Below are 26,389 nucleotides of genomic sequence, written 5' to 3' on the forward strand. Positions count from 1 at the left end.
TCGGGTGCTGTGCGTTCCGGGTCCGCGCTCATCCGCCGCACACCGAGAGGAAGTCGGCTGCGCGGGTGCGGAGGGCGGCCAGGTCGCCGCCGTCCGCGGCGTCCCCGACCAAGGGCGAACCGACTCCGACAGCCACCGCTCCGGCGGCCAGGTAAGCACGGGCCGCTGCCGCGTCCACCCCGCCGACCGGTACGAACGGCGCGTCGGGAAACGGCGCGCGGAGGGCCTTGAGGTAGTCGGGGCCGCCTACCGAGGCCGGAAAGAGCTTCAGAGCTGCCGCTCCTGCGGCATTGGCAGCGATCACTTCCGAGGGGGTGAGTACCCCGGCGAGAACCGGCAGGCCGGGACGTACGGAAGTGTCCAGGCCCGCGCCCAGGCCGGGCGTGACGGTCAGGTTCGCTCCGGCCTCGGCGGCGTGTTGGGCGTCGTCGGCGGTGAGTACGGTTCCGGCGCCGAGCCAGGCGTCAGTGCCCAGCTCGGCGCGGGCCCGGCGGATGACGTGCAGTGCGTCGCGGCCGGTGAGGGAGACCTCGATCAGGGAGACGCCTGCTTCGGCAAGGGGCATGACCGTACGGAACGATGCGTCGGCGTCCGTGCCACGGATGATGGCGACCAGACGGGCGATTCGCAGCGCGTCGGCGAAGTTCATGCGGTGGGGCCGTGCCTCTCTGATGCGTGCGGGGTGCGTGTTCCGGTGCACGTGTTCTGTGGTGGGCGCGCAGGTATCGCTGATGTGTTGCTGACGTCTCCTTGTGCGGCTTGCTGGTCGGGGTGCCGGTCACCACTCGGCGAACGAACCGTCCGCGTAACGCCAGACCGGGTTACGCCAGGCGTGGCCCTGTCTGTCGGCGGCCCGTACGGCCGGCTCGTCGACCGTCACGCCCAGCCCAGGGCGGTCGGTGCGCAGGAGAAAACCGTCGTGGAAACGGAAGGGTTCCGGGTCGGCCACGTAGTCGAGCAGTTCGGCGTCCTGGTTGTAGTGGATGCCGACGGACTGTTCCTGGATGAGGAAGTTGGGGGTGGTGAAGGCGACCTGAAGACTGGCGGCGAGGGCGACCGGGCCGAGGGGGCAGTGCGGCGCGAGCTGGGCTCCGTACGTCTCCGCGAGGGCGGCGATCCGGCGCAGTTCGGAGATGCCGCCCGCGTGCGAGATGTCCGGCTGGACGATGGAGACGCCCGCTTGGAGCGGAGCGAGGAACTCCTGGCGGGTGAAGAGCCGCTCGCCCAATGCGAGCGGGATGTTGGAGGCGTTGACCAGGTCGGGAAGTGCGTGCGGGTAGTCGCAGAGCACGGGTTCCTCGACGAACATCGGTGCGTGCTCGGCCAGCAGAGGAAGGAGACGGCGCGCGTTGGCGGGGGAGACCCGGCCGTGGAAGTCCAGGCCGAAGTCCCGTTCGTCGCCCAGTACCTCACGGGCGGTCTCGGCCCGGCGCAGGCAGTCACGCACCTCCGCGCGGGTGGCGACGGGTGACATCCGCCCGCAGCCGTTCATCTTGACGGCGGAGAAGCCCGCCTCCACCTGGGCGGTCAGCGCGTCCCGGATCTCGTCCGGCTCGTCGCCGCCGACCCAGGCGTACGCGCGGACGCGTTCCCGTACGGGGCCGCCGAGGAGCTGGTGGACGGGCACGCCATACCGCTTGCCCTTGATGTCCCACAGGGCCTGGTCCAGCCCGGCGACCGCGGAGGAGAGCACCGGGCCGCCGCGGTAGAAGCCGCCCTTCGTCATGACCTGCCAGTGGTCCTCGATGCGCGACGGATCTCGGCCGAGGAGGTACTCGGACAGGACCTCGACAGCGGCACGTACCGGCTCCGCACGGCCCTCGACCACCGGCTCGCCCCAGCCGACGAGGCCGTCGTCGGTCTCCACGCGGACGAACATCCAGCGTGGCGGAGCCAGGAACGTCTCGACACGGCTGATCTTCACAAGCCGCCGCCCTTCCTCTGATCGTGGCTGGTCAGAGGCTGGCATGTGGGGCGGGGTAATCAATCGATGAGTGGATGCGAGGGGAGAGGGAGCGGCAGAGCCGATCATGGCAGCCGTGCTGGCCTGACCGTGTCACACCGCGTGCCTGCGGTGTTTCGGGCGGCGGTGGCGGCCGCCCGTGGCGGTCTCGTGCCGTGGTGACACATGAGCGCCGGTACGGGGCGGGGGCGGGACAGGGCGCCGGGGCTGTCGCTGCGCCACTTCCGGGTGCCGGGCGCGCCAGTACGGGTTGTCGTGCGGCAGGCCGCCGGAGACCCGTCCGTACATGCCGAAGACCAGCAGCATCAGGCCGACGAAGAAGCTGAACAGCACGTTCTGGATGCGGAAGGCCAGGTAGTTGAAGCCGGTCTCCAGGATGGCGAGATTGATGAAGCCGCTCAGCAGGAAGGCCACTCCGAGCACGATGTTGAGCGTGGAGGCGAGGTTTCCACCGATCACCATGCCCCCGAAGAGGACCAGGCCGACGATGATCGACAGCACGCTCAGCGCGCCGTTGGTGTTCAGGCCCGCGACGGTGTCGCCGCCCGTGTCGAAGAATCCGATCTTGTCGATCAGTCCGAGAATGCCGAACGCGACGAGAATCAGCCCCATCAGACCGGCGCCGAACCGGTACACCGTGCTCAGCCGGTGATCGACGGGCAGATGTTCGTCGAGCCGTGTGTGCCGCACCTTGCCGCGCAGCGTCCGGGTGGGCCCGTGCAGAGCCTGGCCAGCGTCCATGTTCCGGCCTCCTTAGCGCGAGGAACCGCCTGGGCCGTGCCTGACACCAGCATCCGCCCGTACCGGGCGTAACGCCATAGCGCCAGGTCACAGGGTCGGGCGTGCAGGGTGAGGAGGAATCGCCGGAGCGACGGGGCGGAGTGCGGCGAGCCGGTGCATCGACGTACCGGTGTGCCGACGTGCAGACGTGCCTACGTGGCGGCGTGCCGGGGACGAAGGGCTGGGACCGGAGCCGGCTCAGCCCGCTGCGCCGCCGCCCCGTTCGTCCCGGATCTCCTGGACGACGCGGGCCGCGGTCTGCCGTACCGCCTCCGTCTCGGTCAGGAAGTGCCACCAGTCGGGGTGCCGCCCCTCCAGACCGGCGATCGCGCGCTCCAGGCGCGCCACCGCGTCGTCCAGCGGCCGTGCGTGCCGCGGGTCGGGCGTACTGCGTCCGGCCATCGCCAGACGCTGCGCGTCCCGCACGGCGAAGCGCGTACGCTCGACCTCCTTCTCCCGGTCGAAGGACACCTCGTCCAGCCGCCGCAGCCGGTCGCCGGCCGCCGAGACCGCCTCGTCGGTGGTGTTCAGCAGGGCCCGCACGGTCGCCAGCAGGCTCGTGGCGTCGGCCCAGCGCTGCTCGTCCCGTGCCCGCTGGGCCTCCCGCACCTTGCTCTCGGCCTGCGCGACGGCGTCCGCGGCCTGGTCCGGTACGTGCTGGAGGTCCTGCCAGCAGGCAGCGCTGTACCGCCGCCGCAATTCGCTCAGTACGGGATCGACCTTGCTCGCGCGCGTCGTGATGGCCTGCGCCCGGGTACGCAGCGACACCAGCCGCTTGTCGATCTCCGCGGCCTTCTCGGGCAGCCGCTCGGCCTCGGTCCGTACGGACTCGGCCTGGCGCAGTACGTCGTCGGCGCGCCGGATCGTCTCCTGCACGCCGTGCTGACCGGCGCCCTGGTTCAACTTGGTCAGCTCGGGCGACAGGGCGGCCAGCCGGGCCGCCAGATCGTCGGCCTTGAAGTCCTGCGCCCGGACGGCGTCCAGCGCGTTGCTCGCCGCGAGCAGGGCCTGCCGGGCCCGTTCCACCGCCGGTGCGAGCCGTGCCAGTTGCGTTTCCGCGGTCTGCAGCAGCGGGCCGAGCCCCTGCTCGAACCGGTCGAGGTCGGCCTTGACCCGCTCCAGCTCCTCCTTGGCCCGGGTCAGGTCGGCGCGGGCCCGCGAGGCGGCACCGGCGTCGAGGTCGTCCCGGTCGAGATCATGGGCGTCGACAGCGCTGATGTAGCCCTGGCTGACCTCGTCGATCCGTCGTCCGAAATTCTCGTAGTCCTTCGCAGCGCGTGCGGCCGCCGGCGAACTGTCGACCGCCGTGATCGTCTCTATGGAGATCCGCAGATCGCGCTGTGCCGTGTCCAGCTCGTAGAACGCCGCGGCCGCGGCATCCTTCGCGGCCTGCGCGTCCGCCCGCTGGCTCTCCCCGCGCCCGAACCAGCGCCGCGTACCGCCACCCGCGAACGCGGCCGGCGCCGCGGCCGCCAGCAAGGGCAGCGGCAGCAGGAGCAGAGTCATCGTGTCCCGGAACGCACCCCCGCGGGGGCGACGGCGTACTGCACGGCGTGCTCGCTGCTCGTGCGGCTGCGTGTGTGTCGCCGTCACATCCCTCTCCCGATCGCATCGCCCCAGGCCCGGCTGCCATTCTCCCACCCAGTGGGAACGAACACAGCGGCCGGTTGGTTCGCGATCTCGCAGGCTGGTTGCCCGGCCCGCCGCCGGAGCCGGCGCCCCTGGTTTGTGAAGCAGCCCGGGAAGCAAGGTAGTCTGTCGGCTCAGCCAGGGCGCATAGCTCAGCGGTAGAGCGCTGCTCTTACAAAGCAGATGTCACAGGTTCAAATCCTGTTGTGCCCACCATCAGTACCAGCGTAGATACGCAAGAAGGCCCAGGTCAGAGCGAGTTCTGATCCTGGGCCTTCTCCGTTGCCCGCACTCTGGTTGACCTTTGCTTACCCCTTGGCGACCCCTTCGGTGACTCGTGCCGTCTCCCGAATCTCTCCCAAACGATCACCACGAAGGTGCAGGTCGGGCCCGCAATGGGAAACAGGCCCCCTCCCGTCGGAAGGGGGCCTGCTTGTGTCAGGCAGTGAAGGTGCCGCCTCCGTTCACCTGACACATCTGGGGGCGGCCACAGCATGGGAACACGAATTCGATTCATGCTGCAATCACCCAGCCGTGTGACGCGGACCGCACACCATCCGCCCCGGCTACACCGGCGGCGCGTGCTGATCCAGCAGCCACTGGCAGTGGCGCGCCCGCTGCTCGACATCCACCAGCGCGGACAGGGGCGAGGCAGGCAGCGGCCGGGCATGATCGCGGATCGCGTCCAGCACGCTGGACCCGCGGTACCAGTCGATGGAGCCCCGCCACAGGCCGCCGACAACCTTCTCCGCCTCGGGCAACAGGTACTCGATGTGCTCCCGCAGGCGCCGGTCCATGTCGGCGAGCGCCGGCAGGGAGGTGCGGCCGTGACGCATCGACAGCGCGCTGGTGATGGTGCGCTGGATCTCTGCTGTGTCGGCGTGCGCGTTCGTGCTCATGCGGCCCTCAAATCCCGGTGCGCGTCGCAGGCGACGATGAACCACTGACGGCACCCGCCACCCTGCAGTGGCATGGTGAAGGACCCTGCCGGGTGAAGGCTGCCGAATGCCGCTCCGCACCACCAGCACGCCTCCCCGTGCAAACGCACGATGCTGATGTCGTCCATGCCTGGAGGCGCCGTCGACGCGCTGGGTGAATTCACCTGGTCTCCCTGGAGTGCGGGGTCAGGAAGATGGTGATCCACCGCAAGGGCCACAAGTACCCCTGCGAGGGGTAGCGGGGTCACTCGCCGGCGCGGCACCAGGCGGCGAAGTTGTTCAGGCTCTCCGCGTCCGCTCGCTTGAGTCGGCGCAGTGTCGCGGTGTCCTCCCGCACCCAGCGGTGCTCGCGGGTGTGCTGGGGAGCGATGCGGCGGGCGACCTTCAAAGACTCGAAGGCGTGATCTGCCTGCCCTGCCCACAGCTGGGCGCGGGCGAGTTCGATGTAGAAGCCCGAACGCCGTTCGGCGGGCAAGTCCACGGGCGGCTGCCATTCGCGGGCCAGGCTCAGGGCGCGGCCGGCGTGTGCGTCACCGAGGCTCACAGCCAGGGACACCTCGTGGATGCGGACGCTGTCCGGGCCGAACGCGGTGCCACCGTAGGTGGCTTCGGGGACGCGGTCGCCGAGAGCGCGCGCCTCGTCGAGGTGAGTCTCGGCGGTGGCGGCCTGCCCGGCGCGGCCAGCGATGACGGCAGCTCGCATGTGCAGGGCGCCGCGGGCAGCGAGTGTGGCGGTGTCGTTGCGGCGGAGGGCCGCGTCGGCGGCCTGTTCGAGGGCGCGGAGCCCTGCTTCGTGGGCGCGGGCCGCGAAGAAGGTTTCGGTGCGGACGTAGGCGACGGCGGCGTCAAGCAGCGGGTCCTCGGCGTGCGGGGCGGTCCAGCGCATGAGGTCGATGAGACGGGCGGACAGGTCGCGGGCGCCGTACTTGTAGGCGACGGCGTCGGCGGCACGGTAGGCGGAGACCAGCAGCGCGGCCACAGCGGCCCGGTCGGCCGGCGGCGCGGTGTGCAGGGCGCGGGATAGTTCGGCGAGCAGGGCAGGTACGTGGCGGGTGATGCGCACGTACTGGGCAGCGAGCCGCCAGCGGACCGCCTCGTCAACGGCATCTCGCAGTTGGCGCAGCGGGCGCACCGGGCCGTCGTCCGGCATGTCGTAGGTAGCGATGACCTCGGACAGGGCAGGCATGGCCTGGTGGACGCGGTCGTCTGGCCTCCCTGTGCCGGGCAGCAGTTCGGAGGGGTCGATGCCGAGGGCGTCGGCGATGGCGTCCAGGACCGCGTCGGAGGCGCCACGCTCGTCGCGTTCGATCTTCCGAAGGGTGCCGAGGGCGATGGCGGCGGCAGAGGCGAGTTCGGCTTGGGTGAGGCTCGCGAGGCGGCGCTGGTAGGCGACGCGTGCGCCTACCCGGTGGTACACGATGGCGGGCATACTGGCTCCGTTCGGGGCGTCCACTCCGAACCGTACCCGCGCGGCGACGTGCGGGTACGTGAACGGCCCCGTCCGCAATGCGCGGGCGGGGCCGTGGTGTTGGGGCTGTTCAGCGGATGAGCGGCAGCAGGTCGTGCAGGGAGTCGATGCGCCAGTCGGCGGCCTCGGCGTCGGGGGTGCCAGCCCACAGGTGGCCGAGGGCTCCCCGACGGATGTGGGCGGTGCGCAGGCCTGCCGCGCGGGCGGGGGCGATGTCGTTGGCGGGGTGGTCGCCGACATAGACGACGCGCTCCGGCGCCGCGCCCGCGAGCTCCACGACGTTGTCGAAGAACTCGGGGGCCGGTTTGGCGACGCCCCACTCGCCGGACGTGGCGATGGCGTCGGCTGGCAGGCCCAGGCCCCGCAGCAGCGTGCCGGCGCGGACGGTCTGATTGCCTGCGATCAGGACGCGCAGCCCGGCGTGCCGGAGGGCCTGGAGGGCGGGCCGGACGTCGGGGTACAGGTCGCTCTCGTCGAGATGTTCGCCGCGGCCAGCCGCCTCGCGTGCCCGGTACTCGGCGGCGATGTCGACGCCCGGCTTGAGGAGCCGGACAGCGTCGGCGTTGTCCCGTCCTTGGGCGACGACAGCACCGACCAGGGCAGACAAGGTGTGCCGGGGTACGGCGAGCCAGTCGGCCCAGTCGCGCCAGTACCGCTCGTCGCTGGTCAGGGTTTCGCCGATGTCGAATACCGCCGCTTCGATCATGCGGCCAGCCTACGGGGCCGGAATCCGGGTGAGATTGTCAGTGCCCGCCTCTAGGATCCGCCTCATGACGACCGCCGAGGCGAACGACACGATCCGCGCCTTCATGACCGACCGCGCCGGCCGCCCGCTATGGCCGGAGGAGCAGGAGCAGTACGAGCGGCTCCTCGGCGAGTGGGCTGCGGCGGCGCGTCGGGATTTGGTCACGGCCGCGTAAAATCAGCCAGTGGCTATCGAACTGTCGAACGACTTGATCAAGCTGGAGACCGCGGCCTGGGCCGAGATCCAGGCCGGCGCGCTCACCACGGATACCGCCGAGGCCGTCCAGGCCGCCATCACCGCGCACGCCGAAGCGACCGGCCAGAGCCGGCACGAGGTCGAGAAGGCCCTGAAGAAGGCGGTACGGCACCCGGAGCCCGACTCCCAAGGTCCCGAGTCGCCGTAGTTCCAGATGCGCCGCCGCCCGCCCCGACGCAGCCTGGAGTTATGGCCGCGCGCATCGTGATCCAGGAACCCAGCCCCACGGGCGGCCGACGAGTGCGCGTGGACGGGGAGATTCTCGGTCTCGCGCACTCCGATGCCGACGTGATCGAATTCCTTCGACGGGCGGGGCTCCCCGACTCTGAGGCCCTGCTCGATGACCCGACGTGGGTCGAATGGCGCGGCGGGGTGCCGCACGACTACGGCGGGCCGAGCCTCAGCAGCGCGTGACTACGACGTGCGGGTGACAGGGGGCATCACGGCCGGACCATCATCGTTGCCCAGGTCATGAGTGACCCCACCACCCACGAAAAGTTTCTCGGTGAGCAATGCTTCGGGCAGCACGTTCACAAGGGCAGGGGGACGACGCTCCGGTGAAGAGGAGATCAGTCCCCGAGGCTGCCGCCGAGATCGCCGAAGATGAAGGCGTCTACACCCTGTACCTGACCCACCAAGAAGCTCTCGCCGTTTGGTGCTGCCTCGACGACACGGCAAGGAACGCCGAGGCCCTGCACGCGCTCCGGCGACTGGCCGCCCTCCTGAACAAGGACTAGCGCATAACGTTCCCTTGCCTGCCGGGCGGGTCGTACACCGTGACGTTCACACCGCGGGCGCAGAGCTGCTTCTCGATCAGCGGTTCGATTTGCGTCCAGTCGCCGCCCGCCAGACCGGCGCCGATCCGCGGCATGTGCACGGCCGCACCGAGGTCGAGCGCGTGGCCGGCCAGTCTGCCGAGCGCTTCCTCGATGGCCTCGTACCGCACGGGCGGTTGTCCGCCTGCCCGGCGGATACCGTGCTGGCCGACCATGTTGGCGACCCACAGGTTCGTGTGGACCGGCACGAGCTGCACGGCGCCGAGCCCGAAGTCGTTCTGCTCGCGTTCGCGGTACCAGCGCCGGTACGCGGCCTCCGGTTCGGGACCGCGGCGCGAAAGGGCGGTCACGAAGCCGCGCCCCCACCCGCCGACGTCGTTGCAGACGTGGGCGATGATGCGCGGGCCCGTGGCGGACGGAGCGGTGGCGTCGCCTACCGCGTAGCAGATCGAGGGGGTCACAACTTGATGGTAGCCACGCGCAGGTATGCCGAAAGGCCCCGCCACCTGCCGGAGCAGGGGCGGGGCGCGGTCATGCGAGCGCGTCGAGCGTCTCGATAGGCGGCGGTGGCGTCACCCGGTGGGGTGGTGATCCCAGGGAGAGGCGCGATCCTTCATCAGCCTGGGAGAATCTACCGTCACACTCACCGTATGAGTTCCATGATCAGTACTTGTCGGCAGACGCTGCTGGCGGCGCTGGACCAGCACCCCACCGTGAATATTCGGGAGTCGCTGGCCAAATCTCTCGGCGGTACCGCAACGAAGAGCGAAGTCGCCGTAGCTCAACGTGCCGCACGCGCCATCGCGGAGGAAGGGCGCGCGGTACTCATGACTCTTTACAACCATCAGGCCAAGGGCGTCGAGTGTCGGACACGGGAATCGCGCGCCGTCCTCCACCTGACAGTGGACGAGGACGTGGTCCTCGGGCTTCCCTACCGCGTGACAATCGCCACAGGTAAGTGGGGCGATGTCGTCGAAGAAGGCAAGAGGCGAACAAACGAGAGGATCGACAATGATCCGATGCTGTCGTGGATGATGGGGCGCGGTCCCTATCCCCTGGCATCAAGCAACCCTTTTCGCCGGGCTGCTGAGACGAGGTAGACCTTTCCGGCGATTGTTGTCGTTGGCACCGATGGAGCACCACGTAACGCTCTGCTCCTGCCGAAGCGCGGGCGGGACGCCGTCATCTCCTCTTCCGCTCGGGAGCGAGCGCCGGTGGCGCGGCGGTCCGAGGCGGCTGCGGGGCAGGGGCCCCGTCGCGGCGGCACACCAGCGCGTCCGGGTCTCCCGGCGGGGCTTGGAGGGAGTAGCCGACGGGGCAGGTCTGGCCGTCGCGACCGGGCGCACCGTCCGTTCCGTTGGCCCCGTCCTTACCTGCCGGTCCTGCCGGTCCTGCCGGGCCAGGCTCGCCCTGCGGCCCCTGAGGGCCAGGCTGGCCAGCTGTTCCGTCCTTGCCCGCCGCACCGTCCGCTCCGGCGGCGCCATCGGATCCCGAGGCGCCGTCCTTCCCCGCGGCACCAGCCGCTCCGGCGGGGCCCTTCGCCCCGGACTGGCCTGCGGGACCGGCCGAGCCTTCGGGGCCGGCCGGGCCGGTAGCGCCTCGGGGCCCGGCCGGGCCGCGTACGGTCCGGCCGGGATCGCCGCGGCTGCCGGGCGGGCCCGCGACCGGTTTCCCACCAAGGGTCTGTACCTGCCGGGCCAGCAGGTCGCGCGCCGAGTTGGCGTCTTGCAGCTGGCCGCCGAGATGCTGCACGGTAAGCACAATCCACGCCATCACCGCGCCCAGCACCAGGGCGCCCGCCACCGCGGCGGCATCCCCGCGGCGCCACCGCCTCTCTTCTGCTCGCAGCTGTGACCGCGTCATGACCCGGCCCCCTGTACGAGCAGGATGATGACGGGCAGCAGGATGCCGACCAGCGGGACCACGACCGCGCCGATCAGCCAACGACGCGTGGCCACCAGCTTCTCGGCGTCCTTCTCCCGTAGCGTCTGCAGCGTCGTCACCTGCGCGGCCAGCGCCTCATGGCGCAGGTCATACACATCCTGGCTGACCTTGCTGTCGATGCGCCGGCCGAGCTGCTGGATGTCGTCGCGAACGTCCGCGAACCGCTCATCGACTCTGCGGGCCACCTCACCGAGGGTCGGCTCGTCGGACACGGTCGCCCCTCGGTTAGACGCCCCTGGCGGTCGAGGCGCTGTTCTTGTCGCCGATGACGCGCGCCAGGAAGCCCTTGACGAGGGAGCCGACCGCAGCGATGCCGGCGGCGCCGACGGCCTGCCAGAACGACACGTCGAACATGTCGCCGGGGCCGGCCGCGAGGGCGACGCCCCCGGCGGCGACGAGGAACGTCCAGACGACGCGCTCGGCGAGGTCTCTGGCGTAGGTCTGCGCCGTCTTGCTGATCGTGGTCACATTGGTCATAGCGAGTCCGTTTCTGCTGGTGGGTGCAAGTTCGGGGTGCCCCGTGAAGGCGTCAGACAGGTTGCGCGAACGAGCGGCAGCCGATGACGGTTCCGCTGGAGTTGCGCACCTCTCGGTACGGCACGATCAGGTCGCTACGCCGGTCGGCGAGGGCCAGGGCCACGACAAGAGAGACGATGTACTGGTAGCCGTCTCGCTTGGGCGGGAGGTTCTCGGCGTATCCGAACTCGACCATCTCGAAGGTGATGCCGCCGCCGAGTTCGATGGTGGCGAGCCTGGCAGGCACGGGCTCAGGCTCGATCACCTCACGCAGGTGCGGCTCGAGGTCATCGATGCCGTCCTCGCGCTCGTTCGCGTACAGGCGGATCGGGTGCGGCGTCAGGTTGAGGATGGTCACGCGCTGTCCACGCCCGTGACGTCGACGTCGACCTTGACGACGGCTTCGGCGATGGCCTTCTCGACGGCGTCGACGACCTGCTGGGTGTTCACGCCGGAGCCGACGAGCTGTGCGATCCTGCTGATCGCGGCGGTCTGTGCGGCGATCTGCGTGGTGAGCGCCTTCACCGAGGCGTTGGTGCCGCGCAGGTAGGCGTAGGCGTCGGTCTCTTCGCCCTTGCCCTTGTACTGCCAGCCGGCGTAGGGCACGAGCACGTCGTGCAGCTCGGCGAGCTGCTGGGCCTGCTGGGGGGTGAGGGACACGTTGTCCTCCGGGGTCTGGCCGCCTGGGGCGGTGGTGGGTAGGTCGTCGGCCGAGGCTTGGTGGCTGAAGTAGGTCACGTTGCGGCGGGTGCGCCATGCCGGGTCCGCCAGCACGACGCCCTCGGGGTAGTCCGGGATGCCGTAGCCGTAGACGTAGTCCGACTTGCGGGGGCGGGACTTGAGGTACACCCCGTCGCCCTCGGCCGACCCGTTGATGTTGGTGTTGCCTTCCACGGTGGTGATCGTGGAGTCCGTGTAGGCGATGCAGATGCCCACGTGGCTGCCGCCGCCGGGTCCGAAATAGACGGGGCCGCCGATCACGGGGTATTCGGTGAACCGGCCGCGCGAACGGAACCAGTCGACGCCGACCGCGCAGGACGCGGTGACCGGGGCAAGCTGGGCGCAGCCGGCCTTGCGGAACACCCAGGACACGAAAGTGCTGCACCACGCCTGTCCCTGCGACCACTCCAGTCCCGGCACGGCCGGACTGTACTTCTGGATGTTGTTCCAGCGCCCGCTGGAGCGCCCTTCGTGGGTGCCGACTTCGGCGCGGGCGGTGGCGATGACGCGGCGTGCGTAGGACACAGGAGCTGCCTTTCTGCGGGCACGGGCAAGGCCCCGCAGTGCGGGGCCTTGGTGGGGCGGGTCACGTGGCCGGAGGGCCGTCGGGGTCGGCCGGCCGGTCGGGCGGGGGCTGGTCCGGCATCGTGGGGCCCGGCGGCGGTGTCGGCAGGAGCGGCCCCTCGGGCTGCGGGGTGTCCGGCGGCCGCTCTTCGATGGGTGTGCTCATGTGCTGCTCCTCAGCTCTGGACGGTGTAGGCGGAGATCAGGGAGGCGCGGATGGTGCCGGTGCCGGTGACGCGGCGGCCGCGCACGCGGACGTCGACCTGCTGCATGTGGGCGTACGACGTCAGGTCGACGGGGCCGAAGGTGAACCAGTCCGCAGCGAACGCGACCGGGAAGCTGTTGGCGACGGTGTTGCCGACGATCAGGTCTACGACGCCGGTTGCGCCCGAGGTGTCCATGGCGGCCCGGATGACTACGACGAGCCTCGGCTGCTGCTTGTAGATGCGGCCGATCCACAGCTCCTGCGCGGCTGTGGATGACGTGCGGGGCCAGTAATCCCAGCCGCCCTGGTACGCGGGCGCCATCTGCACCGGCAGGTAGGGACGCGCCAGGCCGGTCCCGGACACGGTGTCGTCGGCGACCACAGCATTGTCCTGGCGGTCCCACAGGACCCACGCCTGCGTCGCGTCCTCGATGCCCGCGAAGCACGTGAACACGTCGGTTCCGTCCTCACGGCGCATCCAAATCGCCTGCTGAGGAGTGCCGTCGGGGTGATCGAACCGGCTGTCGTGGATGGCCCCGACGTCTACGACGCGGACGCCGGGCGGGGTGTCCATGGCGAGGCGGCCGCCGTTGACGACGCGCATACCGCCGGCGCCGACAGTCGCGGCCTCCAGGCGCCGGGCCGCGCGCAGTTCGCGGACCTCGCGTTCCAGGGCGGCGATGCGGCGGGCGAGGGTGGTCGCGTCCGGCGGCAGCTGGCTGGCGGGGGTGGGCATCAGTCCTCCACGAGGATGGGGCGGATTCGGTCGGCGCCGGGGTCCAGCTCCCAGGCCCAGGCGCGGGCCACGGTCTCGGCGCTGCGCGGGTGCCGTAGTGAGGACTCGACGGCGATGCGGACGGTGTCGCCCAGGCCCCAGTCCCGGCCGATGCGCGGCGCGACGGAGGCAACGGCCTCGACGCTCCACACCTTCGCGCCGGTCTGCATCATCGCCAGAGCACGGGCAGCGTGGGCGTTGAGCTGGACGGGATCGGTGATGCCGGAGGCGGGGGTGAAGCGGTGCACCCAGCGCGGCCAGCCGCCCGCGATCAGTGCGTCGGCGGTGTAGACCTGGCTGGTCAGGCGCCCGGCGGACTCGCCCTCACCGCGCGCCTGCACGACCGTGGCACCCTTCCCGGCTTCGTACGATTCCGCGAGAGTGTAGGAGCTGACGCACCCCGGAAAGTCGAAGACCGCCTCCGGAGCCGCGGCCTGTGCACCGATGGCCGGCCGGACGCGGATCGGCAGCACGAACCCGCTGTGCGCGTCATTCCAGGCGACGTCGATCGTCCACTCGGGCCCGCCGTCCATGCCCATGATCTCCTGCACGGCCGACAGGATCGTCTTGTCGTCGCCGTCCAGCACCGAGTAGTCCAGCGGCCGGCCGGTCGGCGGCGCGTCCAGGACGAACGGCGGGCCGTCGCTCATCGCGGTGGCGAGGAGGCTGGTGAGGACGGTGGCCTGGTCCTGCTGGACGGCGGTGACGGTGCCGGTGTAGCGCGCGTCGAGGTAGCGCTCGGGGGTGGCGCACTGCAGGCTGATGTCGGTGGCACTGCCGCCGTCGCGGGTCAGGACGATGCCCGGCCAGATCGGGGTATCGGTGGCCGTGTCGACCGCGACCAGCAGCGCGGTGCCGGGCGCGGTGGCGGCCTCCCAGTCGGCCGGCGCCCCGGCCAGGCCGAGACTGGCGCTGAGCGTGGTCGCCTCGCCCAGCTTGCGGCCGAGCGCACCGCCCGGCTTGAGGGTGCGCAGATCCTCGATGATGGCGCCGGTGCGCAGATCGCAGCCGTACCAGGCCAGGGCGACGGGCACCTGCGGGTCGGGCTGACCGAGAGGAGCGGCGGGCAGCACGGTCTGCGTGCTCATGCGAGGGCGTACCGGATGCCGCGCAGCGAGAACCAGTTCGTCTCGGTCGGCCCGGAGGTGGCTGACACCAAGGACACCGTGCCGTCAGCGTTGAAGTCGACTTTCAGGCTGTTGATCGCTGCGGCTTCTCCCGCGGCGCTCGTCGCATTGCGGGCGACGCTGAAGGAAGCACGGCCGGCCGGGCGGAAACCGTTCGTTCCCCCGGGAAGCGCCGTAGAGAGGATGTTGGTGGTCTGCGCGCCGTTCGCGCGGCTGGCGCCGCCGTCCCACTCCATGTAGTCGGTACCGCGGTCGTTGTACCGGCGGTAGCGGATCGGCCCGTTGGCGTTCCCGTTGGAGGTCAGGTCGCCCTGGGTGTAGCCGGAGCCCAGGGTCGGGACGGTCCAGCCGACCGTCTGCACCTTCTGGTAGGTGTCCCAGCCGGTGCCGTTCCAGCGCTGCAGGTCAGTGCCGTTGTCGCGGAACATGCCGACGTACAGACCAGAGGCGGTGGCGTCCGGCAGAATGCCGCCGGGCGCCACGGTGTACGGGCGGACGGCCAGGGACACCGAGGGGGAGCCGCCGCCGACCGGTGGGACGGTGATCGTGGCCAGGGCGACGTAGATGACGGTGCCGACCGGGGCGGGTGCCACCGGCGTCGAGGAGGGCGTGCCGGGCAGGTAGACGACATCGGCCTGTCGCAGCCCGGACCCGTCCACCGTCGTATCCCACACCCGCAGGTACACCAGGTCGATGCGGGAGAGGGTGGCGTGGGCGGCCTGCAGGGTGCCGGACCAGGCCGAGGGCAGCGCCGCCCGGTAGGTGCCCTGGCCGGGGTGCCACACCCACGCGGGCCCCGGGCTGACGTTGATGGTCGTGCCGGACAGGGTGGTGGTCAGGCCTGGGTCGCCCGGCCGAACACCGGAGCGGCCCCCGAGGACCTGACCGTTGGCCATCACGCCGAGGAGCGCCGCGCGGCGCAGTTCGCCTTCGTCGTAGGTGATCGTGTTGATGTCGAGCGGGTCGAACGGCACGGGGCCTCCTTACATCCAGGCCGAGCGCCATCGGACGGTCAGCAGAGCGGTAGGGGAGTAGGCGGCCGCCCTGAACTGGTAGCTGACGGCCGCCTGAGCGGGGATGGTGGGCCAGCCCTGCGGCGTGGTCAGGTAACGGCGCCGGGACACATTGCCGTTGAGGATCGCGGTGTGGGCGTCGGTGTCGATGACCAGCTGGTCGCCGTCGGCGAGGTCCAGGCCGTACAGGAGCATCCGTACGCTGCCGTCCGGCATCTGCCCGAACACCGTCGGCCGGGACACCGGGCCGGTGATCACCAAGGCCGGGCGGGTGTCGAACGACCCTTCGTTGTAGGCGTCGACCTGCCCGGCCACGGTCGTCGCCGCCAGCGTGTACGGCACGGCGTACGGCGGCGTCAGCCCGCCGGTGGTGACCGGCAGACCGGTACTGCCCTGCTGCAGAACCGTGGCGTACCGCCGCGGGTCCGCCGCCGTGACCAGCACCGAGTACGACGCGATCCGGTCCGTCACGTACTCCAGCAGCGGCTCACCCGCACGCCGGACCGTGACCAGTTTCGGGGTGCTCTCGTGGACGACCAGCGGGGTGTCGGTCAGCGCGGCCGCGGACCGCAGCCGCTCCATCGCGTCGTCCAGCGCGGCCAGGTCCGGCGCGGTGATGGTGCCGGCCAGCGTGATCGGCCGCTCCCCGAGGTAGACCGGCGATGCCCACGCGCCGTGGTCACCCTCGCGCGGCTGGTACTCCGCCCGCACCGACGCGGACCCCCACCCGTCCAGCTTCCCCAGGGACCAGGCGACCCCGGACCCGTCCACGGCCCCGAGCGGGAGCGGGCCGAGATCGGCCCGCAGCCCGCCGAGGCTGTCGCCCGCGGCGTACGGCACCGCGCACCTCCTATCCCACGAAGGCGAGATGCCTCGCGATGTCGGCGGCCTGCGCGGCCGTGCTCTGTTTGGCGCCGTTGAGGTTGACCGTGGTGTGCCGGGCCACCTCGCGTACCACCGTGGACGGCTCGGCGCGGGCGGCCCCGTACCGGCCGGCGGGCACCAGCTGGTAGCCCATGAGCCCGGCCGTCCGCGTGAGCAGGCCCTGCGAGCGGGCCGAGCCGTCGACCGGGATCCACGACTCGACCTTTCCGGCCTCGGCGGCGAGGACGGCGGTGGGCCGGGTGAGGATGCCGCCGCGCGCCATCGCGGTGACCCCGCCCTGCCCCGCCCACTGCTTCAGGAACGTCGACTTGTAGATGTCGGGCAGCTTGTTGATCTGGCTCAACATCTTCGGCACCAGCGTCTTCAGCGTGCTGAAATCCACGCCAGCGCCGATGACGTCGGCGATGCCCGCGCCCGCTTTCGAGCGCAGCGCGGCCAGCACGGTCAGCGACGCGGACAGTTCCTCGCCGGTGAGCACCTTGCCGTTCTTCCCGACGGCCTTGTTCGCTGCGGCCACGTCCGACGCCTTGCCGGTGACGGCCTGGTGGGCCAGATCCATCGCCGTGGCATCGCCCTGCGCCGCCAGCTGCGCCGCCAGATCACCGAACCCGCGCGCAGCGAGGGACTGCAGGTCACTGGCGAACTGCTGGCTCTTCGAGGTGCTGGAGTCGAGCTGCTTGGTGAAATCGGCCAGGGTCGCCTTGGCAACGCCGCCGACCTTCTGCAGCTTGCCGACGATGTCCTTGAACTGCTTGTCGGACGCCTTCGCCAGCTGCTCCACCAGGGCGTAGCCCTCCGAGCCCATGCCCTCCAGCAGTTCGCGGATGTCCTGGCCGCCACGCTTGGCGATCACGTCAAGCTGACGCCGCCACCAGTTCGTCGCCGCGAGCGACTTGTTCAGCTGGGTCTGGTACGCCTTCAAGCTGAACGTCGTCGGCGGCTTCGCTCCGGACGGCAGGCCCAGCGCCTTGTCGGCGGCGTTGACGTCCTTGCGCTCCTGGCGGACCTTGGCATCCGCCGACCGCTTCGCCGACCGGGCCTTTCCCACCCTCTCCTCTGCCGCGTCCAGTTGCCTGGCCGTGTGCTTGCCGCGCCGCACCTTGGCCAGGTTCTGCTCGGCCGCTTTCAGGTCGGCCGCCTTCTTTCGTGCATCGGCCATCGCGTCCGTGAGGTTCTTCCAGGCGTCTTTCAAGTCCTGGAGTTCCTTGTCGTAGCGGGCCTTCGGGTCGCCGCCCTCACCGGTCATGACCACGCCACCGGTCGGCTGGTACGTGAACCCGCCACCCGCGAAGCCGGGCACGCCGCCCTGCGCGAACTTGGGCAGCCGCTCAGTGTTGAGCGCGTCGAGCAGCGGCAGCCCGTACCGCCGTACCGCGGACGCCCTGACGACGTACTCCGTGTCCGAGACCATGGCGGGCCCGGCGGCGAACAGGCCGAGGATGCTGTCGCTCGTGCTGGTGCCCGGCCCTCGCACGTATCCGCCTTGCGGGAACGCCTGCACGTCGCCGCCGCCCGCGTAGCCGGGCACCGGGCCGCCGCGGGCGCGCCCGTACCGGTAGCCGTCCGCGTACGGCCCGTAGGTGTTCCGCTTGACCTCATCGACGTACGTGGTCTTGAAGATGCTGACGGTGACAGTGCGGCCCTGCAGACCGTTGATCACGCTCTGAATGCGGGCGACCTGCGCGGACGGAGGACCGGGCGGGACGGAGACACGCACCGACCCGTCCTTCATGTGCGTGACCTTGAACCCGAGCCTCTTGAGGGCTGCCTCGGCCGCGCCGGTCAGCGCGCGCATCGGGATCTCTTTGCCCTTGGTGTTGCGGACCTTGTTCTGGACCTGCTGCAGGTCCTGGATCGCCTTCGTCGTGTTCGCCTTGATGTCGGTCGTCTTCGACGACGGCAGCTGCGCGTAGGCCGCCGTGAGCTGCCGGATCTGCGGCTCGGTGAACCCGGCCGCCCGCATCGTGCGCTTCAACGCGGCGATGTTCTGTTCGAGCACCGCGTTGCCCGCGGCCACCGAGCCCTTCTGCTCGGCCACCGACTGGGCGTGCGTCATCGCCGCTTTGGCCGCGTCCAGGAACGCGCTCTTGACCGCGCGCCCCTTCTCGCTGGTCACGTCCAACGAGTGGCCGTTGTCCTTGACCGCTTCCGTCAGCGAATGCAGTGACGCCTGGAACGCGATCTCGTCCTGGCCCGCCGAGATGTTCACGCCGTTCAGGGCGTTCAGCGCGTCGGTCAACTTCTCAGCCTCGGACCGCTGATCCTCGAACTCGTCCTTGGTCATCGCGGCGGCGTCGCCCAGCTGCTTCTGCCCCTGAGCCGACAGCTTGGACTGCGTATCCACACCCGTCAGCGCATCGGCGTACTGCGGCAACAGTTCCTTGACCTTGGCGGTGGACACGCCTTGCTTCTCGGCCTCCGCGGCCAGCCGGGCGAACGCCTTCTGCGCCACATCCTGACTGCCGGACTGCACCAGCTGCGTCAGGGCGTCGTCGAGGGCCTTGACCTTGTCCTTGGCCTCCGTCAGGCCGCCAGCCTCACCGCCGATCAGCGGCACCTTGCCCAGTGCGTCCGTGAACGCCGTCAGCCCTTCAGGATCGGTGATGCGTTTCACCGCGTCCCCGAAGCCGTCGAGATCCTTACCGAACGCCTTGCTGACCTCGCCCGCCGCTTTTCCCCGCACAGCCAGGTCTACCAGGCTGTTCGTCAACTTGGTGACGTTGGGCGGGGCCTCCAGGAGCTTCCGGCCGAGGGCGTCGACGCCGAACTTCACCGCAGCCAGAGCACCGACGACGAGACCGACCTTGCCGAGCATCATCATCGCGGCTCGCGCGCGTGCCGCCGTCAGCCCCATGGCCACCAGCTCCCGGCGTACGGCCATGATGCGCGGCAGCATCAGCAGCAGCGCCGACCCGGCCAGACCGACCGCGCCCACGATGCCGACGACGGCCGTCACACTGCGCTGGGCGGACGGCGAAAGCTGGTTGTACCAGTTCACGGCGCTGGTCAGGGCCTGCGCCATGCCGCGGAGCACGCCGTTGGCTGCGGACCCGGAGGAGATGAGGCCCGTCTCCAGCGCCGACTTCAGACGCTCGTAGTCGCCGGCGAGGTTGTCGGTCATCGTGGCCGCGACGCGCGTCGCGTACCCCGAGTCGCTGACGGCCTTGCGCCAAGTGTCGACGCCGATCGCGCCAGCCTGGTAGAGGATCGTGGCCGCGCGTACCGCGTCGCTGCCGAAGATCGTCGCAAAGGCAGAGTTCCGCGCCTCTGGCGTCAGTTGGCCGAAAGAGTCGTGCAGCCGCTGCGCCATCTCGCTCAGGCCGACGAAGTTCCCCTGCGAGTCGTACGCCGAGAACCCGACCGCGTCCATCGCGGCCTGGGCCTCGTTGGACTGCGGAGTGAGGCGCTGCAGCATCGTCTTCAACGACGTGCCCGCGTCGCTGCCGGTCAGCGCGTTCTGGGCAAACATCGCCAGCGTGCCGACCGTGTCTTCCAGCGACAAGCCGGTCTGGTTGGCGAGCAGGGCGGACTGCCGGAAGGCCATGCCCATGTCGTGCACGTTCGTGGCGCTCTTGCCCGCGCCGGCCGAGATGACGTCGGCAATGTGCGCGACGTCCTTCCCCTCCAGCCCGAAGGCGTTCATGGCCTGGGCGCTGATGATCGCTGACTCGCCCAGCTCCAGCTGCCCGGACGCCGCCAAGTCCAGGGACCCCTTCAGGGCGCCGCCGATGATGTCGGCCGTCGACACGCCTGCCCTCGCGAGTTCGGCCTCGGCGTTCGCGGCCTGGCTGGCGGAGTACTTGGTGGCGTTGCCCGCGTCCAGTGCGGCCTGCGAAAGCTGCCGCATCTCGGCCGCCGAGCCGTCCGTGACGGCCCGGACCTCGCTCATGCCCTTCTCGAAGTTCGCGGCGGCCAGCGCGGCGGCGACGAACGCGCCGACCAGGCCGAGACTCGCGACCCGGACCGCCTTGAGCGCCCTCGTGCCGTTGGTGGCGACGCCCATGATGCCGGCGCCCGCCGCGACGGCCGCCAGATGCATCGACCCGAGCGCCCGGCCGGTCGCCGCGGCAGCCGCCGACCAGCGGGCCGCCACCCAGCCCGCCGCAGATCCGGCAGCCGCACGCGCAGCCGCCATCGACCCGGTGACCGCCGCCGACGTCGCCCGCCAGCGGGCTGCCACGGCCCCGGCCGCCGCCGACCAGCGCGCCGACACCGCCGCCGCACCCGCCCCGGCCGCGCCCTGGACGGCCGCCGCGCCCCGGCCGACCGCCGCCATCGCGGCCTGCCAGCGCGCGGCCACCGCCGACGACGCGGCGGACCACCGCGACGCCACCGCGCCCGCTCCGGCCGACAGGCCAGCCGCCGCCCGTGACCCCGCGGCCGTGGCCAGGGCCGCCAGCCGGGGGAACCGCGCCTGCGTCGCGGTGAGCGCCGCGTTCCAGCGCAGCGCGACCCGGTCGGCGCCGGACGCCAGGCCCGCGCCCATCAGCGCCCCGCCCGTGCGGGCGGCGGCTGCCGTACGGGCGATGCGGGACTGCACCGTCTGCGTGGCCGCCTGCCAGCGGGCCGACACCTGCGCCGCGGCCCGGCTGGAGGCCGCGCTGATCGGCGAGAACGCCGCCACACCCCGGCCCGCCATCCGGGACATCGACGCGGAGGCACGCTGGGCCATGCGGTCGACCGCAGCGCTGGCCCGGCCGGACTGCACCTGGGCCGCGCGGGCCATCGACGTCAGCGACGCCTGGGCCCGCTGGGTGCCGGCGCGGGCGCTCGCGGCGATCTGTCCGGCCGTCTGCTGGGTGACGCGGGCGGCCTGCCGCATCGCGGCCTGGTACGGCGTGACGGTGCCGGTCAGGACAACGCGAACGGTGCGATCGGCCACGGCGCATCACCTCTTCAGGATCGAGACGTGAAGGCCGCGGGGATCACCCCCCGACTCCTGATACCGGTGCGCCGCACGGGCACCGGTGGCGCAGGCGTGACAGCGCAGCAGCTCTGCGTCGTACGAGAACTCAGCCGCCTCCGCGGCGGCCTCGGACCAGGGCTGGCCGCAGTCCGGGCACCGGTCCGCCTCCACCTGGGCCAGCGCCAGTGCCCAGGCCCGGTCCTCCTCCGTCCACAGCGGCTCCCCGGGCTGCGGCATGGGGCGGCCCATGAAGATGCTCCGCGGGACGCCCCAGGCCCGCGCGGTCTCTACTTCCCGGCGGTGAGGGAGGCCAGGATCGAGGAGGCGCTGACAGAGAAAGGGACGCTCGTCGCCTCCGCATTCACGTCGTACGCCGCCTGGCACAGCTCGATCCGCTGGCCCTCGTTGAGGACCTCGAACAGCTCAGCGACCTGCTCCGGCGCCATGGCCGGCTCGACGCAGCACGCCGCGAGCAGCGCCTGCGGGAACGTTTCCGGATCCCACGCCTGCGCCTTGTCCTTCGACGGGTGCGCGGCCACCAGGTCGGACCAGGCGAGCCGGCCGAGCGCCCGCAGCCGGAATTCGACCGCGGACTTCTTCAGCCGCTCACGGGTCGCGGCGATCTGCTTGGCCAGCTTCTCCCCGGGGCTCTTCGCTCCCAGGCTGTCCGGCTGCCAGGTGTCCGACAGGCCGGCCAGCTCCTTCTCCAGGCGCTCGACCTCGGCCGCCTCGTCACCGGCCAGGTAGAGGGTGACCGTGGTCTCGCGCGGCCGGGCCCGCTTGATGATCTCGCTGATGTCGGGCATCAGGCCACCACCGCCCGGGTCTGCGGCGCCTGCGTCAACATCATCTTCGACGTGAACTTCGAGACCTCGTTGGCGGCGGGCGGCGCCGACGCGGGTTCACCGCAGGCGACCGGGTAGACCTCGACCTCCTGGCCGGCGGCGAAGGGCACCTCATAATCGACGCCGCGGCGGACGGCCAGGCAGCCGTGGGTGCCGTAGGTGAAGGTGCGCCAGGGCAGGTCTTCCTGCGGGGTGGTGCCTCTTTTGCACGTGACCTCGATGTCGACTTTCACGCGGCCCGGCTCGGCCGTGTCGAAGCGGCTCGCGAGGCTGTTCGTGTCGACGCTGGCGGTGTCGGGGTCGACTTTCAGGCCGTCCGGGGTGACGCGCGGCGTCACATCGGCCCCGGCATTCAGCTCGGCGGCCGGCGGCGAGGACTGGCTGGACAGCGACGCGACCCAGACCACCTTCGTCTTGCCGTCGGAGATGAGATCGGACATGGGCCCTCCTCAGGGCATGAAAAAAGCCCCGGTGAGGGGCGGGCGAGCTGGGGCGGGGGAGAGGTCAGATGCGCAGGGCGGCGAGCGTCACCGACGTCGCGGACGAGTAGCCGATGGCCACCAGGCCGTCGACCGGGCTGGCGAGGAGGTCGCTGGCGAGCGGGCCGATCAGCCGCTCCCCGGACGCGGGCACGGCCACGGTCACGTTGCCGACGGCCTGGCCGCGTACGGACGCGGTCGCGGTCAGTGTCACCGTGACGCTGCTGGCCCCGCCGTTCTTCACGTGCAGGACCGTCCGGTCGCCGGGGGCGACCTTGTCGCCCCCGGACGTCGCGGTGGCGTAGGTGGGGGAGGTGCCGGCCAGGGATACGGCCTGCGGGGTCAGCGTGGCCATGAGGATTCTCCTTCAGGCGGTGGACTGGAGCCGGTACTGCACCGGCAGGAAGTACAGGGGCGGGGACACGTCGTCGTCGCGGGCGACCGGCGGGCCGCCCAGCTCCTCCGGCCGCCAAGTGCTGCGGCCCGGCACCGCGAGCGGCGGGTGCAGGGCGCGGCGGACCTGCTGCGCCACCCACAGGCACTGGACGGCGGTCGGCCCCACGCACGTGACCTGGAAGAGGATGGCGAGGTCGGTGCGGCGGTCGGCCAGCGACTCGCGCCCGACCGTGCCGGGGTCCGGGTACAGGACCGCGTACCGGCCGCCGGCGGGGACCGGCGATGGGGCTCCGCCCAGCCCCACCGCCAGTCCTGCGCCCGCCAGCGCCGCCCGCACCGCCTCGATGTGCGGGCCGATGTCCGGGGCCGTGGTCACTGCCACGGCGCCCGGAGCGTGAGGGCCACCACGTGCGCGGTGAACGGCACCGCCTCGGCGGCCAGGGCCCGGCCGCCGTCGTTGTGCGGCCGGTTGTGCACGGACCCGAATTCGAGCAGGTTGCCCAGCGCGCCCTGCTTGCGGGCCTTGTCCGGGCCGATCTCCGCGCTCGCGCCGCCCGGGATGGGCAGCACGTCGTAGGAGATGCTGCGCGGGTAGTGCCGCGCGTGCCGCCCGGCCGACGACGCCGCGTTCGCCCGCCAGGCGTTCTTGATGTTCAGGGCGCCGCGGGTGACGATGCTCGTCATCTGCTGCTCCGCCCGCGCCGGCGCCGACCGCAGCGCCACCGCCGTACGCTGCAGCTCCCGTACATCTGCCGTCATGACCTGTCCTCCGCACTGATCCGCCACGCCGTGGCCGTACTGCTGTACTCCGCGCCGGTCACCCACAGCCGCAGGCCCACCATCCGCGCATCCGGCGACGCCAGGACATCGACCACGTCCCCCGGCCGGGGCCGCACGGACGGCACCGGGGTCGCCCACGGCAGCGACACAGTGAACCGGCGCAGCGCCACGAGCTGCTCGCCCGCATCGACTTCGCGGCCCTCGGCCTTCTCCGGCTTGACCCGAGCCGGGCCGCTGTAGAGGGCGGTCGACGGGGTCGGCGTAGTAGCACCCGTCGACCAGTCGAAGCCGTCGGCACCGGGCCGGTAGAGCGCCACCGTCTCGCGCATCAGTTCTGCGGCCGCCGCTCGGCCCGACGCCAGCAGAGCCTCCAAGGCGCTCACGACGGGGCCACCGTGAAGGCCGCGCGCCGGTAAGGGCGTAGGTCCGCCTTCTGCGAGTCGCTGAGCGTGGCGCCACCGATCGTCTCCGAGGCCCATACCCGGCGGTAGTCGTCGATCGTCTGCTCCCGCAGGTTCTCCGGGTTCGACAGGTTCATCACCGCCAGAGCCAGCACGATGTCCACAATGTCGTCCGGGACCTCGCTGTACCCGTGGGAGTAGGTCACCCGCACCTGTGGCGCCCACACGCCGGAGGGGCGGTTGTAGGGCCAGCCCACCAGGCGGGTCGGCTGGTACCAGGGCTCGCCCCGTGTCAGCTCGGCGCCGAGCCGCGTGTAGTCGCGGCCTTCGACGCACGCCAGCTCGATGCCCGTCATGCCGGACAGCTCGGTGACGGTCAGCGGATGCTGCGCGTCAACGATCACGGGCCGCTGCGGCAGCGCCAGCACGCGGCCGCCGCCCGGCAGGATGACAGTGTCGCCCTCCACCAGGGTGAGGGTCTGCCGGGTGTACTTGCGCACCCGAGCCGAAGCCCGCCGCAGCGCCAGCTCAGCGGCCGGACCGGTGGCGGTCGCGCCAGCGGCAGCGAGGTCGGCCGTCGTGGCCAGCGGCGGCAACGCCATGACGGCCCCCTCTCACTCGTCGGAGCCGGATTCGGCGATCTTGCCGAGCTTCTTCAGGAGCGTCTGCCGGGGCTTGTCCTTCGCCGTCTCCAGCTCGATGGCGTCCCCGGCGCGCTCCGGGTCGTCACCGACCCACGCCAGCACCGCGTCCGCCGTGCCGTCGATGTCGAGCTCCGCGTCCGGCGCGGCGCCGCTGCTCTTGCCGTCGTCGTCCTCCGTCGCGGCCGAAGCGCCCGGTGCGATGGCCTCGGCCGGCGGCGCCCAGTCCTGTGCGGCGTCGTCGGCCGGCTCGACGTCCGAGCCGGTTTCCAGCAGGTGCACCGCCAGGCCACCTGCGACTTCCTCGCCCTGGGCGATGTCGATCAGCCGGTAGTTGTAGTACGGCCGCAGCGCCGTACGCGCACGCACGCGCATCAGGCGTGCTCCAGCACGACGGCCCGCTTGTACAGGGCCGGGTCCGAGTTCGCGAGCGCGTCGGACGGGATACCGAAGTCGCCCACCCAGCTCCACGACGTGGAGATGATCTGCTGCAGGCGGTCCTGCGGCGGACGCACGATCCGGGCCACCTGCACGGTTGGTGCGACGTCGACCATGGCGATGTCCGGCACGTCTCCCACGCCGCTCTCGCCGAGCAGGTCGGCCATTCCGTCGAACGGCGCAGAGATCAGCGCGCCAGCGCCGAGAACGATCGGCCTGTGCACCGGGACCGTGCCGCCGGAGCCGCCCAGAACAGTCGGGCACTCGTTGTTGCGGACCCAGTCGAGCCCGCCGAACCGCCCGATCGACAGGTCGGTGTAGACGGGGCTGTCGACGCGGCCCTGCAGCGCCTGCTTGAAGTCCGGATCACTGAAGAGCTGGGCCTCGGTGTCCGGGTCGATGTGCGCGATGTAGTACCCGTTGACCGTGGGCACATTCATCTTCCGCAGGCGCGTCACGGCGGCCCGGAACATCGCGAACGTTGCGGTGTTGTTGGCCCCCAGGTCGTAGGCCGTATCGCCGGTCGGGCGGATCGTGGTCGGCGCGTTCGCCGCCACGATGTAGTCGCCCGCGGTGTCGGCCCGCGCGGTACCGAGCGTCAGCGTGTTCGTCGCTGTGTTCACGCCGGTCACGGTGTTGGGCGTGCCTTCGATCGTGACCGCCAGCGGAGCGGCGGCCGATACGGCGGTGAGCACGCCGTTGACCATGACGTGCGTGAACCCTGCTACTGAGTTGACCACCATGGAGGTGTCGGAGGCCCCGGCGGTGGTGACCCAGGTGCGGCCGCCCGAGTAGGCCGCGTAGAGCTTGTTGCGGGCGATCTGGTTGAGCGACTGCCCGGCGTTGATGCCCAGCGTCTGCACGTCGGCCAAGAATTTCGACGCGAGCGCCATCTTCGACGTGAGCATGTTGGTGTCGACGGCAAGGCCGTACTGGTCCATCGTGACCGACCACTGCTCGATGCCGTACGTCGCCGGGGACGTATCGGAGCCGGTGATCGGGGTGGTGGACGGGGTCAGCAGCCCCTTGCGCGTCATGATCTTCGTGTCGCCGAGTCCGCCCTGCCACGGCTCGGAATCGGCGATGGCCGGAAAGATGAACTCGGGCCGCAGGGCCTCTTGGAACACACGGTCCAGCAGGCCGTTCTGCATCATGGCGCGGATGGCGGCCGGGATCGTGCCGCGGACGTCGTGCCGGTCC

General features: G+C 71.1%; 33 protein-coding genes and 1 tRNA gene. 6 read left to right on the forward strand and 28 right to left on the reverse strand.

Translation table 11 applies throughout. From position 1 onward, the window contains the following. Window positions 1-28: 28 nt before the first annotated feature. The 4 genes from EJG53_RS28300 to EJG53_RS28315 form a co-directional block, all read right to left on the reverse strand. The gene (locus EJG53_RS28300; RefSeq protein ID WP_125047241.1) at window positions 29-649 is read right to left on the reverse strand and encodes a bifunctional 4-hydroxy-2-oxoglutarate aldolase/2-dehydro-3-deoxy-phosphogluconate aldolase; all 621 of its coding nucleotides are present in this window, start codon (window positions 647-649) and stop codon (window positions 29-31) included. Between the two features lie 129 nt (window positions 650-778). Further along, complete coding sequence (gene dgoD / locus EJG53_RS28305) at window positions 779-1,924, reverse strand: galactonate dehydratase (protein WP_125047242.1); 1,146 nt, start codon at window positions 1,922-1,924, stop codon at window positions 779-781. Between the two features lie 132 nt (window positions 1,925-2,056). Beyond that, window positions 2,057-2,704 carry a DUF4383 domain-containing protein gene (locus EJG53_RS28310; protein WP_125047243.1) on the reverse strand — a complete coding sequence of 216 codons (648 nt, stop codon included), beginning with the start codon at window positions 2,702-2,704 and terminating at the stop codon, window positions 2,057-2,059. Between the two features lie 237 nt (window positions 2,705-2,941). Then, the gene (locus tag EJG53_RS28315) at window positions 2,942-4,336 is read right to left on the reverse strand and encodes an efflux RND transporter periplasmic adaptor subunit (RefSeq protein WP_125047244.1); all 1,395 of its coding nucleotides are present in this window, start codon (window positions 4,334-4,336) and stop codon (window positions 2,942-2,944) included. A 177-nt stretch (window positions 4,337-4,513) separates the two neighbouring features. On the opposite strand from EJG53_RS28315, the gene EJG53_RS28320 reads away from it, so the two are divergent. Continuing rightward, window positions 4,514-4,588: transfer RNA gene (locus EJG53_RS28320), tRNA-Val, on the forward strand. Between the two features lie 350 nt (window positions 4,589-4,938). On the opposite strand, the gene EJG53_RS28325 is transcribed toward EJG53_RS28320, so the two are convergent. The 3 genes from EJG53_RS28325 to EJG53_RS28335 form a co-directional block, all read right to left on the reverse strand. Next, on the reverse strand, window positions 4,939-5,271 hold the full coding sequence (locus EJG53_RS28325) for a DUF6415 family natural product biosynthesis protein (RefSeq protein ID WP_125047245.1): 333 nt from the start codon (window positions 5,269-5,271) through the stop codon (window positions 4,939-4,941). Window positions 5,272-5,554: 283 nt separating this feature from the next. Beyond that, window positions 5,555-6,739 carry a helix-turn-helix domain-containing protein gene (locus EJG53_RS28330; protein WP_125047246.1) on the reverse strand — a complete coding sequence of 395 codons (1,185 nt, stop codon included), beginning with the start codon at window positions 6,737-6,739 and terminating at the stop codon, window positions 5,555-5,557. A 109-nt stretch (window positions 6,740-6,848) separates the two neighbouring features. After that, window positions 6,849-7,484 carry an HAD family hydrolase gene (locus EJG53_RS28335; protein ID WP_125047247.1) on the reverse strand — a complete coding sequence of 212 codons (636 nt, stop codon included), beginning with the start codon at window positions 7,482-7,484 and terminating at the stop codon, window positions 6,849-6,851. A gap of 64 nt (window positions 7,485-7,548) precedes the next feature. Between EJG53_RS28335 and EJG53_RS41230 the strand changes: the two genes are divergently transcribed. The 4 genes from EJG53_RS41230 (at window position 7,549) to EJG53_RS28350 (ending at window position 8,515) form a co-directional block, all read left to right on the forward strand. Next, window positions 7,549-7,698, forward strand: coding sequence for a hypothetical protein (locus EJG53_RS41230; RefSeq protein WP_167515179.1), 150 nt, complete (start codon window positions 7,549-7,551; stop codon window positions 7,696-7,698). Window positions 7,699-7,707: 9 nt separating this feature from the next. Next, the gene (locus EJG53_RS28340; RefSeq protein ID WP_125047248.1) at window positions 7,708-7,926 is read left to right on the forward strand and encodes a hypothetical protein; all 219 of its coding nucleotides are present in this window, start codon (window positions 7,708-7,710) and stop codon (window positions 7,924-7,926) included. A 41-nt stretch (window positions 7,927-7,967) separates the two neighbouring features. Continuing rightward, window positions 7,968-8,192: a hypothetical protein gene (locus tag EJG53_RS28345; protein WP_125047249.1), complete on the forward strand. Its 225-nt coding sequence runs from the start codon at window positions 7,968-7,970 to the stop codon at window positions 8,190-8,192. A 143-nt stretch (window positions 8,193-8,335) separates the two neighbouring features. Further along, the gene (locus tag EJG53_RS28350; RefSeq protein WP_125047250.1) at window positions 8,336-8,515 is read left to right on the forward strand and encodes a hypothetical protein; all 180 of its coding nucleotides are present in this window, start codon (window positions 8,336-8,338) and stop codon (window positions 8,513-8,515) included. Here EJG53_RS28350 and EJG53_RS28355 read toward each other — a convergent pair. Continuing rightward, complete coding sequence (locus EJG53_RS28355; RefSeq protein ID WP_244955373.1) at window positions 8,512-9,015, reverse strand: macro domain-containing protein; 504 nt, start codon at window positions 9,013-9,015, stop codon at window positions 8,512-8,514. The two genes, EJG53_RS28350 and EJG53_RS28355, sit on opposite strands and share 4 nt — an antisense overlap. 189 nt (window positions 9,016-9,204) lie before the next feature. Here EJG53_RS28355 and EJG53_RS28360 point away from each other — a divergent pair, with 189 nt between their 5' ends. Continuing rightward, a complete protein-coding gene (locus EJG53_RS28360; protein WP_125047251.1) occupies window positions 9,205-9,654 on the forward strand; it encodes a hypothetical protein in 450 nt (149 codons plus the stop codon). A 759-nt stretch (window positions 9,655-10,413) separates the two neighbouring features. Here EJG53_RS28360 and EJG53_RS28370 read toward each other — a convergent pair. The 20 genes from EJG53_RS28370 to EJG53_RS28465 form a co-directional block, all read right to left on the reverse strand. Then, on the reverse strand, window positions 10,414-10,710 hold the full coding sequence (locus tag EJG53_RS28370; protein WP_125047253.1) for a hypothetical protein: 297 nt from the start codon (window positions 10,708-10,710) through the stop codon (window positions 10,414-10,416). Between the two features lie 13 nt (window positions 10,711-10,723). Continuing rightward, window positions 10,724-10,975, reverse strand: coding sequence for a hypothetical protein (locus tag EJG53_RS28375; RefSeq protein WP_125047254.1), 252 nt, complete (start codon window positions 10,973-10,975; stop codon window positions 10,724-10,726). A 52-nt stretch (window positions 10,976-11,027) separates the two neighbouring features. After that, entirely contained in the window at window positions 11,028-11,372 is a 345-nt protein-coding gene (locus tag EJG53_RS28380) for a hypothetical protein (protein WP_244955374.1), read from the reverse strand. Next, on the reverse strand, window positions 11,369-12,259 hold the full coding sequence (locus EJG53_RS42825) for a CHAP domain-containing protein (protein WP_244955375.1): 891 nt from the start codon (window positions 12,257-12,259) through the stop codon (window positions 11,369-11,371). The genes EJG53_RS28380 and EJG53_RS42825 overlap by 4 nt, the downstream gene beginning before the upstream one ends. Before the next feature lie 61 nt (window positions 12,260-12,320). Continuing rightward, window positions 12,321-12,464 (reverse strand): hypothetical protein, encoded by a 144-nt coding sequence (locus tag EJG53_RS40745; RefSeq protein ID WP_154806407.1) that lies wholly within the window; start codon window positions 12,462-12,464, stop codon window positions 12,321-12,323. 10 nt (window positions 12,465-12,474) lie between these two features. After that, window positions 12,475-13,239: a hypothetical protein gene (locus EJG53_RS28395; protein WP_125047255.1), complete on the reverse strand. Its 765-nt coding sequence runs from the start codon at window positions 13,237-13,239 to the stop codon at window positions 12,475-12,477. Beyond that, entirely contained in the window at window positions 13,239-14,366 is a 1,128-nt protein-coding gene (locus EJG53_RS28400; protein ID WP_125047256.1) for a hypothetical protein, read from the reverse strand. Before EJG53_RS28400 ends, EJG53_RS28395 begins: the two co-directional genes overlap by 1 nt. Continuing rightward, a complete protein-coding gene (locus tag EJG53_RS28405; protein WP_125047257.1) occupies window positions 14,363-15,379 on the reverse strand; it encodes a hypothetical protein in 1,017 nt (338 codons plus the stop codon). The genes EJG53_RS28400 and EJG53_RS28405 overlap by 4 nt, the downstream gene beginning before the upstream one ends. 9 nt (window positions 15,380-15,388) lie before the next feature. Further along, complete coding sequence (locus EJG53_RS28410) at window positions 15,389-16,258, reverse strand: phage tail family protein (RefSeq protein ID WP_125047258.1); 870 nt, start codon at window positions 16,256-16,258, stop codon at window positions 15,389-15,391. A gap of 10 nt (window positions 16,259-16,268) precedes the next feature. Next, window positions 16,269-21,185, reverse strand: a complete 4,917-nt coding sequence (locus tag EJG53_RS28415) for a phage tail tape measure protein (RefSeq protein ID WP_125047259.1) — start codon at window positions 21,183-21,185, stop codon at window positions 16,269-16,271. Between the two features lie 6 nt (window positions 21,186-21,191). Further along, the gene (locus tag EJG53_RS28420) at window positions 21,192-21,458 is read right to left on the reverse strand and encodes a hypothetical protein (protein WP_244955376.1); all 267 of its coding nucleotides are present in this window, start codon (window positions 21,456-21,458) and stop codon (window positions 21,192-21,194) included. Window positions 21,459-21,496: 38 nt separating this feature from the next. Further along, entirely contained in the window at window positions 21,497-22,015 is a 519-nt protein-coding gene (locus tag EJG53_RS28425) for a hypothetical protein (protein ID WP_031186462.1), read from the reverse strand. Further along, window positions 22,015-22,494, reverse strand: a complete 480-nt coding sequence (locus tag EJG53_RS28430) for a phage tail tube protein (RefSeq protein WP_125047260.1) — start codon at window positions 22,492-22,494, stop codon at window positions 22,015-22,017. Before EJG53_RS28430 ends, EJG53_RS28425 begins: the two co-directional genes overlap by 1 nt. 64 nt (window positions 22,495-22,558) lie before the next feature. Further along, on the reverse strand, window positions 22,559-22,888 hold the full coding sequence (locus EJG53_RS28435) for a hypothetical protein (protein WP_125047261.1): 330 nt from the start codon (window positions 22,886-22,888) through the stop codon (window positions 22,559-22,561). A gap of 12 nt (window positions 22,889-22,900) precedes the next feature. Next, on the reverse strand, window positions 22,901-23,311 hold the full coding sequence (locus EJG53_RS28440; protein ID WP_244955377.1) for a hypothetical protein: 411 nt from the start codon (window positions 23,309-23,311) through the stop codon (window positions 22,901-22,903). Next, window positions 23,302-23,688, reverse strand: a complete 387-nt coding sequence (locus EJG53_RS28445) for a hypothetical protein (RefSeq protein WP_125047262.1) — start codon at window positions 23,686-23,688, stop codon at window positions 23,302-23,304. The genes EJG53_RS28440 and EJG53_RS28445 overlap by 10 nt, the downstream gene beginning before the upstream one ends. Continuing rightward, window positions 23,685-24,092, reverse strand: coding sequence for a DUF6093 family protein (locus tag EJG53_RS28450; protein WP_125047263.1), 408 nt, complete (start codon window positions 24,090-24,092; stop codon window positions 23,685-23,687). The genes EJG53_RS28445 and EJG53_RS28450 overlap by 4 nt, the downstream gene beginning before the upstream one ends. After that, window positions 24,089-24,712 carry a hypothetical protein gene (locus EJG53_RS28455; RefSeq protein WP_125047264.1) on the reverse strand — a complete coding sequence of 208 codons (624 nt, stop codon included), beginning with the start codon at window positions 24,710-24,712 and terminating at the stop codon, window positions 24,089-24,091. Before EJG53_RS28455 ends, EJG53_RS28450 begins: the two co-directional genes overlap by 4 nt. 12 nt (window positions 24,713-24,724) lie before the next feature. Next, window positions 24,725-25,126 carry a hypothetical protein gene (locus EJG53_RS28460; protein ID WP_125047265.1) on the reverse strand — a complete coding sequence of 134 codons (402 nt, stop codon included), beginning with the start codon at window positions 25,124-25,126 and terminating at the stop codon, window positions 24,725-24,727. Then, complete coding sequence (locus EJG53_RS28465; RefSeq protein WP_244955378.1) at window positions 25,126-26,343, reverse strand: major capsid protein; 1,218 nt, start codon at window positions 26,341-26,343, stop codon at window positions 25,126-25,128. Before EJG53_RS28465 ends, EJG53_RS28460 begins: the two co-directional genes overlap by 1 nt. Window positions 26,344-26,389 lie beyond the last annotated feature (46 nt).

Source organism: Streptomyces chrestomyceticus JCM 4735 (genome assembly GCF_003865135.1).
Lineage (GTDB): Bacteria > Actinomycetota > Actinomycetes > Streptomycetales > Streptomycetaceae > Streptomyces > Streptomyces chrestomyceticus.